This window comes from Allobosea sp. TAB14 (assembly GCF_052113865.1).
GTDB lineage: Bacteria > Pseudomonadota > Alphaproteobacteria > Rhizobiales > Beijerinckiaceae > Allobosea > Allobosea spartocytisi.
On sequence record NZ_JBFRDQ010000241.1, the window covers coordinates 1 to 10,415 of the forward strand.

Annotated in this window: 11 protein-coding genes and 1 pseudogene; 9 read left to right on the forward strand and 3 right to left on the reverse strand. The window is 67.4% G+C overall.

The window, feature by feature from the left end; translation table 11 throughout:
• On the reverse strand, positions 1-324 hold a 324-nt coding region (locus AB4Y99_RS25035; RefSeq protein WP_441525219.1), incomplete at its 3' end, for a PAS-domain containing protein.
• A 227-nt stretch (positions 325-551) separates the two neighbouring features.
• Here AB4Y99_RS25035 and hemB point away from each other — a divergent pair.
• The 5 genes from hemB (at position 552) to AB4Y99_RS25060 (ending at position 5,318) form a co-directional block, all read left to right on the forward strand.
• The gene (gene hemB / locus AB4Y99_RS25040) at positions 552-1,607 is read left to right on the forward strand and encodes a porphobilinogen synthase (RefSeq protein WP_142020704.1); all 1,056 of its coding nucleotides are present in this window, start codon (positions 552-554) and stop codon (positions 1,605-1,607) included.
• A gap of 33 nt (positions 1,608-1,640) precedes the next feature.
• Positions 1,641-2,063, forward strand: coding sequence for a GatB/YqeY domain-containing protein (locus AB4Y99_RS25045; protein WP_441525220.1), 423 nt, complete (start codon positions 1,641-1,643; stop codon positions 2,061-2,063).
• A gap of 65 nt (positions 2,064-2,128) precedes the next feature.
• Entirely contained in the window at positions 2,129-3,469 is a 1,341-nt protein-coding gene (locus AB4Y99_RS25050) for a branched-chain amino acid ABC transporter permease (protein ID WP_441525221.1), read from the forward strand.
• Between the two features lie 74 nt (positions 3,470-3,543).
• Positions 3,544-4,788 (forward strand): threonine ammonia-lyase, encoded by a 1,245-nt coding sequence (locus AB4Y99_RS25055; RefSeq protein ID WP_038368319.1) that lies wholly within the window; start codon positions 3,544-3,546, stop codon positions 4,786-4,788.
• Positions 4,789-4,844: 56 nt separating this feature from the next.
• Entirely contained in the window at positions 4,845-5,318 is a 474-nt protein-coding gene (locus AB4Y99_RS25060) for an RDD family protein (protein ID WP_441525222.1), read from the forward strand.
• A gap of 49 nt (positions 5,319-5,367) precedes the next feature.
• On the opposite strand, the gene AB4Y99_RS25065 is transcribed toward AB4Y99_RS25060, so the two are convergent.
• Positions 5,368-5,952, reverse strand: a complete 585-nt coding sequence (locus AB4Y99_RS25065) for a hypothetical protein (protein ID WP_441525223.1) — start codon at positions 5,950-5,952, stop codon at positions 5,368-5,370.
• An 86-nt stretch (positions 5,953-6,038) separates the two neighbouring features.
• On the opposite strand from AB4Y99_RS25065, the gene AB4Y99_RS25070 reads away from it, so the two are divergent.
• The 4 genes and pseudogenes from AB4Y99_RS25070 to AB4Y99_RS25085 form a co-directional block, all read left to right on the forward strand.
• Entirely contained in the window at positions 6,039-6,803 is a 765-nt protein-coding gene (locus AB4Y99_RS25070; RefSeq protein ID WP_441525224.1) for an arginyltransferase, read from the forward strand.
• Between the two features lie 204 nt (positions 6,804-7,007).
• Complete coding sequence (locus tag AB4Y99_RS25075) at positions 7,008-8,033, forward strand: DUF2336 domain-containing protein (protein WP_441525225.1); 1,026 nt, start codon at positions 7,008-7,010, stop codon at positions 8,031-8,033.
• A gap of 104 nt (positions 8,034-8,137) precedes the next feature.
• Positions 8,138-8,746: an outer membrane protein gene (locus tag AB4Y99_RS25080; RefSeq protein WP_162737957.1), complete on the forward strand. Its 609-nt coding sequence runs from the start codon at positions 8,138-8,140 to the stop codon at positions 8,744-8,746.
• A gap of 227 nt (positions 8,747-8,973) precedes the next feature.
• A pseudogene (locus tag AB4Y99_RS25085) lies at positions 8,974-9,141 on the forward strand (peptidoglycan-binding domain-containing protein); the annotation flags it as partial.
• 342 nt (positions 9,142-9,483) lie between these two features.
• Here AB4Y99_RS25085 and AB4Y99_RS25090 read toward each other — a convergent pair.
• A partial coding sequence (locus tag AB4Y99_RS25090; protein ID WP_441525226.1) for a DNA gyrase C-terminal beta-propeller domain-containing protein occupies positions 9,484-10,415 on the reverse strand: 932 nt, incomplete at its 5' end.

Below are 10,415 nucleotides of genomic sequence, written 5' to 3' on the forward strand. Positions count from 1 at the left end.
CTCCAGCACCGTCCCGTCCGGTCTCTGCCTCTCATAGTCCAGAATTTCGACGTTTATTCCTTCGTATTTGATGGCGCGAAGGAGCGCTTCGGTGACCGTACCAAATTCGCCTTGCTCCATCTGCCATCGTTTCACCGCCTCGAACGACGGATGGGACCGCATCAAGTCGGCAGGCAGGCCGAGCAGATCGATCGCGCGCTGATTGCAGACCGCCACATAGCCGTTGGCGTCCACCATCAGAATTCCCTGGTCCACATGCTCCACGACAGCGTTCAACAGAGCGCTGTCCACGGGGAATGCTCGCGTCATGCGCTGAGTGGTCAAGCGTCGGCCCCTCCCCAAGCTAATGGTCAAGCAAGGTATGGCCGCCCACTTTCGAAATACTGAAAGACCGAATGCCCGGCATCGCAGGCCAGACCGGTATGCTCGCTCGGCTTGCGACCATGCGCCTCTGGTTTGGAATTGTTCCGATGTGATATGAAGCCGGCATGCCGCTGCCGCCCCCGCTCAAGCCTCGGGCGTGCCGCGACGTCGTCATTTGAGGCATCGCCATGGAATCCCGGGTCGTCAGGCCGTTCCCCCATCCTGAGTCGCGCCAGAGCGAGGCCCAGGCCGCCCCCTCGCTCGGACTGACGCGCCGCATGCGCCGCAACCGCAAGGCCGAGTGGTCGCGACGGCTGGTGCGCGAGACGCGGCTGACGACCGACGATCTGATCTGGCCGATCTTCCTGATGGACGGGCAGCAGGCCCGCACGCCGGTGGAATGGATGCCCGGCGTCGACCGGCTGAATATCGACGAAGCCGTCCGGCAGGCGGCCGAGGCGGCGGCACTCGGCATCCCCGCCATCGCCCCCTTCCCCTATGTCGAAAAGGCGCTGCGCGACTCGACGGGCTCGGAGGCGCTGAGCAGCGAAAACCTGATGTGCCGCGCCGTGCGGGCGATCAAGCGGGAGGTGCCGCAGATCGGCATCATCTGCGACGCYGCGCTCGACCCCTACACCTCGCACGGCCATGACGGCGTGATGGATGGCGAGCGCATCCTGAACGACGCCAGCGTCGCGATCCTCGTCCGGCAGGCGCTGGCGCTGGCCGATGCCGGCGCYGACGTSATCGCCCCCTCCGACATGATGGACGGGCGCGTCGGCGCGATCCGCGCCGCGCTCGACGCCGCCGGCCAGGAGGACGTGCAGATCATGGCCTATGCGGCCAAATATGCGTCCGCCTTCTACGGCCCGTTCCGGGACGCCATCGGCACCAATGCGACGCTGATCGGCGACAAGCGCACCTACCAGATGGACCCGGCCAACACCGACGAGGCCATCGCCGAGGTCGCGCTCGACCTCGAGGAGGGCGCCGACATGGTGATGATCAAGCCCGGCCTGCCCTATCTCGACGTGGTGGCGCGGGTGAAGGACCAGTTCCGCGTGCCGACCTTCGCCTATCAGGTCTCCGGCGAGTACGCGATGCTGATGGCCGCCGTGCAGAATGGCTGGCTCGACGGCGACAAGGCGATGCTGGAGAGCCTGCTGGCCTTCAAGCGCGCCGGCGCCGACGGCGTGCTGACCTATTTCGCGCCGCGCGTGGCGAAGATGCTGAAGGCGGGCTGAGCTTTCCGGTCCCAGACGATTTCGGCGCGTTCGGTGGGTGCCGAATGGTTTTCCGCTCCGCTCGAAAGCGACGACGGTTTCAGCATGATGACGAATGAAAGCCAGAGCTTCCTGGCGCGACTGAAGGCCGACCTGCGAGCAGCGATGCGCGAGCGCAAATCGGTCGAGGTGACGGCACTGCGTGAATTGATCGCTGCGATCGACAATGCCCAGGCCGTTCCAGTCGGCGATCGGCACGACAGCTATGTGTTTCACGCATTCGGCGACAGCGCGGTCGAAGTCCCACGCAAGGTGCTGGGCAAGGACGAGCTGCGCCGTTTGGTCGAAGCCGAAATCCAGAGCCGAAACAATGCAGCGAAGACGTATCGCAGCCTCGGGCGCGACGACAAGGCTCAGGATCTGTCTGATGGAGCACAGACCCTGAATCGATATCTCGATCCGCCCGATCTGAGCTAGCGGCACACCACCCACTCCAAAGCCATGTTTCAAACGGCACGGGCAAGCGCTACCGTTGCCGCCGCATGCGCCCGCTCCTCCTGCCGATTCTGGTTGTCGTCCTCGTGGCCCTCGCCGGTTGCGGCGAAGACTTCGACACCGACCAGACGCGGCTGTGCCGGCAGGCGATCCCGCCGCTCAACCCGCCGGGAGCGCATATCGAGATCGAACGGATGACGGTCGGCCCGGTGCGGCGGGCCCTGCGCCTGCTCTACCGGATGCAGCTCGGCGACGGCGTCGCGCGGCATCGCAGCATCGACTGCCTGTTCGGCACGGACGACAAGGGGCTCGGGCGGCCGACGCTGATCGGCATCGCCTCGGACGGGCAGCCGATGTCGGATGCCAGCTTCTATTTCCTGCGCCGCTTCTATCTCGAGGATCGCAGCGAGCCCCCGCCGGACCCGGCCGCACCCACGGCGTCGGACCTGCCCGCCGTGCCGGCCGGCCTCGCCTATGGCCTGCAGCAGGCGCTGAGCGGCCTGCCCTCGGCAGCGATCTACGGGCTGCTCGCCKCSGCCTATGCGCTGRTCTAYGGSCTGACCGGSCGSATCATCCTGWGCTTYGGCGAATTCGCCGCGCTCGGGGCGCTGGCCTCGGTGGTCGGGGTGGCGCTGCTGCTCTCGCTCGCCGTCTCGACGCCGCTGACGGGGCTCGCCGTCGCCTTCACCGTGGCGATCCTCGTCTCGGCGCTGCACGGCTTCGCCATGGGCCGCTTCGTGCTGCGCCATCTCGAACGCGCCAGCGGCCAGCAGATGCTGATCGCGACGATCGGCCTTTCGATCGCGCTTTCGGAATATCTGCGCCTCGCCCAGGGGCCGCAATTGCGCTGGCTGCCGCCGGTGTTCAACGCTCCCGTGGCGCTCGTCCATGCCGGCGATTTCATCGTGACGCTCAACCCGGTCGCGACCCTCCTGACGCTGATCGGGTTGGGCGCCACGCTCGGGCTGGTGCAGCTCATCCGCCGCACCGCCTATGGCCGGGCCTGGCGGGCGGTCGCCGACGATGAGGGCACGGCGGCGCTGTTCGGCGTCGATGCACGCGCCGTGCGCGACATCGCCGTCATCATCGCCTGCGCGCTCTGCGGCATGGCGGGCGTCATCGTCACGGTGATCTATGGCGGCATGGGCTTCGCCGGCGGCTTCTCGCTCGGCCTCAAGGCGCTGGTCGCGGCCATTCTCGGCGGCATCGGCTCGGTGCCGGGCGCGGCGCTGGGCGGATTGTTCATCGCCGGCTTCGAGGCGGTCTGGTCGGCGACGCTGCCGATCGAGCAGCGCGACCTCGCGGTCTATCTGCTGCTCGCCATCGTGCTGATCTGGCGCCCCGGAGGCTTCTTCGGCGACAGCGAATTGACGCCGCGCCAGGTTTGACGACAGCCTGCGACATCGGCTTCCGTCCGAAAACACATTTGCCTTTCGCCCCCGGACGAGACACGGACCTCATCATGACCGAGACCTTCGCGATCACGCCCGAGGACATCGACGCCGCCGCGGGGCGGATCGCAGGCCATGTCCTGCGCACGCCGCTGGTGCCGGCGCCGCGCCTCTCCGAGCTCACGGGCGCGCAGGTCATGGTCAAGCATGAGAACATGCAGGCGACCGCCTCCTTCAAGGAGCGCGGCGCGGTCAACAAGTTGCTCTCGCTCAGCGAGGCCGAGCGGGCCCGCGGCGTCATCGCCATGTCGGCCGGCAACCATGCCCAGGCCGTGGCCTATCACGCCAAGCGCTTCGGCATCCCGGCGACCATCGTGATGCCCGAGACGACGCCATTGGTGAAGGTCGAGAACACCCGCGCCCATGGCGCGCGCGTCGTGCTCCATGGCGAGACGCTCTACGAATCCGCGCAGAAGGCACGCGAACTCGCCGGCGCCGAGCAGCTCGTCTTCGTCCACCCCTATGACGATGCCGCGGTGATGGCGGGCCAGGGCACCGTCGCGCGCGAGATGCTCGCCGACGAGCCCGATCTCGACATGCTGATCATYCCGCTCGGMGGCGGCGGGCTGATGGCCGGCAATGCCGTCGCCGCCAAGGCGATCAAGCCCGGCATCGAGCTGATCGGCGTCGAGGCCGACCTCTATCCCTCCTTCTTCAACGCCGTGAACGGGCAGGACCGCCCCATCGGCGGAGCGACGCTGGCCGAAGGCATCGCGGTCAAGACCGTCGGCCAGATGACGCTGCCGATCGTCTCGAAGCTGGTTTCCGACATCGTGCTCGTCGGCGAAGACCTGATCGAGCGCGCCGTCAACGCCTATGCCTGCCTGCAGCACAGCCTGGCGGAAGGCGCCGGCGCGGCCGGGCTCGCGGCGATGCTGAAGGAGCCGGAGCGCTATGCCGGGCGCAAGGTCGGGCTCGTGCTCTGCGGCGGCAACATCGACACCCGCCTGCTCGCCGCGATCATGGTGCGCGAGCTGGAGCGGGAGGACCGTATCGTCGCCTTCCGCCTGACCAGCAGCGACCGGCCCGGCCTGCTCGGCAAGATCGCGAGCCTTCTCGGCAATGAGGGGGCCAATATCCTCGAGGTCAGCCATGGCCGGCTTTTCCTCGACGTGCCGGCGAAAGGCGTCTCGCTCGACGTCACGGTCGAGACGCGCGGCGAGGCACATTCGCGCGCGATCGAGGACATGCTGGCGAAAAATGGCTTCGCGCCCCGGCGCATCCTGCCGCGTGGCCTTGCGGAACCGACGCGCTGATCAAACATTGTTGCCCGGGTGCGCATTCCCGCGCGCCGTCATGAGGATCGAGTTCGATGAGCGATACCCGCTACGGCCAGCCGCCGATCACGGCCCTGGAGCAGCGTCCCTACCAGAACGTCAGCGGCGTCCTGGGCTCGCGGCTCTTCGCCTGGATCATCGACATCGTCGTGCTGTTCTTCCTCGGCTGGCTGGTCTTCCTGCTGCTGGTGGTGCTCGGCCTCGTCACCTTCGGCGCGACCTGGTTCCTGATCCCGGCCGCCGCCTTCGTGACGGCGCTGGGGTATGCGGCCTTGACGGTCGGCGGCCGGCGCCAGTCGACCTGGGGCATGCGCGTCGCCGGCTTGCGGGTCGAGACCGCGGATGGCGGGCGGCCGGACGGCCTCGTCGCGGCGGTGCATGCGCTGTTCTTCTACGTTGCGGCCGGAACGGTGGCGCTGTGGCTCATCGACATCGGCTGCGGCCTCTTCCGCTCCGATCGGYGCCTCGGCCATGACCTGCTGACCGGCCTCGTGGTCGTGCGGGCGTAACGCCGGAATTTGCAGCGCTTGAACGGAATCACCACCGTCATTCCGGGGCCTAGAACCGGAAGCGCAGCAGCCGGCCGAGCCGCGAGAAGACCGGAACCATGCTCATGACGGGAATGGCCATCCGCGCGAAGAGCGACATTCGGTCGACCTGCGCGAGGTCGTAACCGCCCGGGCCGTAGCCCGTCAGCTCCTCGGCCAGCGTGAGCTGGGGGAGCTGGCGGAGCAAGTCCTCGGGGTCGTCGAGCGCCCAGTGCAAGGTCGCTCCCGTCGCACGGATCGAAGGCTGCCAGGCGAGCAGGGCGAGGCCAAGCCCGCTATAGGCATCGAAGGCCAGCTCGCCCCCGGGCAGATGCCCGGTCACGCGCTCCAGCAGCAACGGCACCTCCTCCGACGGCAAATAGGGCAACAGCCCTTCGGCGATGACGAAGGCCGGCTTGTCCCGCAAGGCGACGCCGATCATGATGTCGCGGTCGATCCTCAGCCGGTCGAAATCGTAGTCGATCCCCGCCAGGGCCTGCGCGGCAAAGCGGTCCTTCAGCAGGGTATCGGGCAGCTGGCTCTCGCCGGCCTTGGCACAGAGCGTGACGAGAAGCGTTTCGCGCGCGCCGTGGAGAACTACCTTTTCACCGGTCATCGCGTCCTCCCGATCTCGCATCGCGCTTGTTGCCGCCGCTGCCGATGCTACATTGAAGGGCGGAAGCTTCCGGGGAGCCAGCCGACGTGACGCGCCCGTTGCGGGATGCCCCGCAATTCTACCTCACTTCGCCGACCGCGTGTCCCTATTTGCCGGGCCGCGAGGAACGGAAGGTGTTCACCCATCTCGTCGGACCGCGCGCCGGCGACCTCAACAACGTGCTGTCGCAAGGCGGCTTCCGGCGTTCGCAGAGCATCGCCTACCGTCCGGCCTGCGAGGTCTGCCGGGCCTGCGTCTCGGTGCGCGTCTGCGTCGACGATTTCCGCTACTCGCGCGGCTTCCGCAAGGTGCTGGCCCGCAACAGCGACCTGATCGGCGAGACACGCCCGCCACAGCCGCGCTCCGAGCATTATTCCCTGTTCCGCTCCTATCTCGACGAGCGGCATCCGGATGGCGGCATGGCGACGATGTCGGCGCTCGACTTCGCGATGATGGTCGAGGACACCCATGTCGAGACCAGCCTGATCGAGTATCGGCGGCGCGGACCGGATTCGGGCTTCACCGGGCGCGGCCAGGGCGACCTCTTCGCCATGGCGCTGACCGACACGCTGAACGACGGCCTGTCGATGGTCTATTCGGTCTATGATCCCGGGCTGGAGCTCCGCTCGCTCGGCACCTTCATGGTGCTCGATCACATCGMGCGSGCCCGCARGCTCGGMCTGCCYTAYGTCTATCTCGGCTATTGGGTCGATGGCTCGCCCAAGATGKCCTACAAGGCCCGGTTCCTGCCGCAGGAGCGGCTGACGCCGCAGGGCTGGGAACGGGTCGAGACGAACGCTCCCACCGCGTGAAGCGCGTCGCGACGCCGGCGAACCGAATGCCGCAACCTATGAGGGCGATCCCTCAAGAATGATCGCATTCCCATAGGGTGTCAGGCCATACGGTCAGGGATCGGCGTATCCGCTCCCGTTTTCCCCGAAAAAGCGCAATCGGCTTAAGAGTAAATCAAGTCCGCATCTCGCATTGTCCCGGCACCTGATCGCCTGGGGGGCTTCATGCTGCGCGACCTGACCCGGATGCCGGCCGAGATGTCGTCGGATTCGCGCCGGCAGTTGCTCAATGCCGTCACGGACCTGTTCCTGCTGGACCAGGAGCCGAGCGAGGTCAGCAAGGAGCATTACGGCGACATCGCGGTGACGTCGCTCTCCCATCTCGGCGACGAGGACCGCCAGAGCTATGCCGATCGCGTCGCGGCGCTGCCGAGCCTGCCGCGCAACGTCGCCGTCACGCTCGGCGGCGACGACAATGTCGAGGTGGCGCGGCTGGTCCTGACCCTGTCCCCGGTCCTCACCGACACCGATCTCGCCGCCATCGCCGTCAGCCAGACTCAGCAGCATCTCGCGGCCATCGCCGAGCGCGCGCGCCTGTCCGAGAGCGTCACCGACATCCTGGTCGAGCGCGGCGACCGGACCGTTCTCTCAACCGTCAGCGCCAATGAGGGCGCCGCCTTCTCGGATCGCGGCTTCGACCGGCTGCTGGAGCGCGGCACCGGCGATGCGGGAATCGCCGGCAACCTCGCCCGGCGCTCGGATCTCGCACCGAAACGGGCTGAACGGGTGCTGCGCATCGTCGAGCAATTGTCGGACGGCTCCGGCGCTGCGGGGACACCGACCGAGGAAGCGGTCTCGCTCGCCCGGCAGGCCCGCCAGCAGCGCCTCGAAGTGAAGCTCCTGCTCTCCGACCTCACCGCCAAGGTGCGCGAGGTCGACGACGTCCTGACCATGCTGGCCGACGAGGACCGGGCCTTCCACCTGGCGCAGGTCTTGTCGCAAGTCGCCGAGATCACCCCCGAGCAGGCGCTGCGGGTGCTGATGCAGCGCAATGCCAGCGGCATCGCGGTGACCTGCCGTTCGCTCGGCGTCGGCATGACGGCCTTCCGCGCCATCCTGCAATTGCGGGCGCGGCGCCTCTATTTCTCCTCGCGCGACATCGACGACGACGTCGACGCCTATGCCAAGCTCGACCTCGCCACCGCCGAGCGGACGCTGCGCTTCCTCAAGCTGCGCACCAAGATCGCCTGAGCCGCCAGGCGCGCCTGCGCGGAGCGGCCGCGCCACAAAACGGCGACATTCGCCGGACCTCATGCTAGGCTCCAGCAGGTATTTGCCGTGAGGATGCCTTCGACGTGAGATTCCCGGTCGTTTCCGCCGCCATGACCGCCGCCGGGCTGGCGCTGTTCGCAGGCGCCGGCACGGCACGGGCCCAGACCTCCCTCCCGCTCACCGGCTTCGCCTCGCTGCCCTCCTTCGCCTGGGACACGCCCTCGCTCTCGCCGAAATGGGAGGGCTCCTATGCGCGCATCTCCTCCGGCTTCCAGGTGACGAGCGGCAAGCATATGCGCACCAGCGCGGGGCCAACCTTCGGCCTCGAAATGGGAACGATGCGGCAGGAGGGCAATTTCGTCTACGGCATCGTCGGCGCGCTCGACTACTCGCCCACCCTCGGAGGCTACGGCACGCCGAGCTTCGGCAATGTCGCCTATACCCGCGATTTCGCCGGCGCGTTCCAGATCAAGACCGGCGTGCTCGTGACGCCGGACGTGCTGGTCTACACCAAGGTCGGCATGTCCGCCGCGAACGAGACCTGGCGCTATGGCGCGACGAGCGTCTCCCCGCCCTTCAGCCAGAGCGATATCGCGGTCAGGCCCGAGGCGCGAGCCGGCGTGGAATGGGCCGTTACCGACAAGCTGACGCTCGGCGTCGAGGTCGGCGTGGTCGGCCAACGGCTTCGCTGACGGAGTCGGCGCCGACACCGGCGGGGCGGCATCCCGCGCATCGCCCCGAGATTTCGCCCTCGTCCTCCAAACTGATGATCCCGCCGCTCGCGGACACAATAAGCTGCGCCTGACCGGACGTGCCCGGATYAGGCGAGCGTGCCGCGGGCCGGCAGCCCGGATCCCCGTCGCCCGGCTTCGAACTCCTCAGGCGAGGCGAAGCGATGGCGCGCAATCTCAGCAAGGGCATGAGCGGCCAGGATGTGCGGATCCTCCAGGACCGGCTGAACTACCATCTGCGTCGCGAAACCCCGCTCGCGCTCGACGCCATCTTCGGGCCGAAGACTCATGAGCGGGTGAGCAAATTCCAGACGCTTCACGGGCTGACGAAGGACGGCATCGTCGGCCCCAGGACCCGCGCCATCCTGTTCGAAGTCGAAACCTTCCCGGCGCAGGTCCTCGTCTTCCCCGAATTGACGCGGCCGACCTTCGGAGCCGGCGGGGCTTTAGGAATCAAGCCGCCGCAGCTGATCCCGCCGCTGACGCTGCCAGGCACCGCGCCCAAGCAGCCGCAATTCGTCCAGGCGGAGCGACGCCGCTCGTCATGCTGCAAGGCCGGGCCGAAGGCGAGATCGAAATCGACTACACCGGCAAGGCGCAGTCGAACTATTTCAAGGCGACCGTCACCTGCAATTTCTTCCTCGGCGTCGTCGGGACATTTTGACCGGACCGCCGCGGGCGTCGCGACCTTAAGCCCGTCAGCCGCCGAAGCTGTTGCTCTTCGGGAAGCCCTTGGGCGGCAGACGGCCGGACTCGGCGCGGTGGCCCAGCCATTCGAGCAGATCGCCCTGCGGCACCGTCCAGGTCCGGCCGGAGGTGTCGAGCCAGGTCAGGCCGTCAGCCAGCTTGAAGGTCTTGGCGTCGGAGAGGCCACCATCCTTGTAGCGCTGCAGGCGCACGCCCTTGCCGCGCCCCATCTCCGCCACCTCGGAAATCGGGAAGCAGAGCAGCTTGCGGTTCTGGCCGATGATCGCGACATGGTCGCCATCGGCCGGCACGGCCAGCATGGCGACGGTCGTTCCGTCGACATTCAGGACCTGCCTCCCTTTACGCGTATTGGCGACGACATCGTCCGCGGGCGCGACGAAGCCCCTGCCCTCGCTCGTCACCATCAGCAGCTTCGAACCGGGCTTGTAGGCGAAAGCCGAGACGATCTCGGCCGTCTCCTCGAGCTCGATCATCAGGCGGATCGGATCGCCGAAGCCGCGCCCGCCCGGCAGCTTCGAGGCCTCCAGCGTGAAGACCTTGCCGTTCGAGGCGAGCACCAGCACCTTCGCCGTCGTTTCGGTGAAGAAGGCCGTCTGGAGCGTGTCGTCGCCCTTGAAGGAGAAGCTGGACTTGTCCTGGACATGGCCCYTCAGCGCGCGGATCCAGCCCTTCTTCGAGATCACGACCGTGATCGGCTCGCGCTCGACCATGGCCTGGGTCAGGTCGATATCGGTGGTATCGGGCATATCCGCGAAATCGGTGCGGCGCTTGCCGATCGCCGTCTCCGGGCCGAAGGTCTTCTTCACTTGGCGGATGTCCCAGGCGATGGTCTTCCACTGGGTCGCCTCGGAGCCGAGCAGTTCCTCGATCTGCCCCTTCTCCTTGGTCAATTCGTCGAGCTCGGTCTTGAGCTGCATCTCCT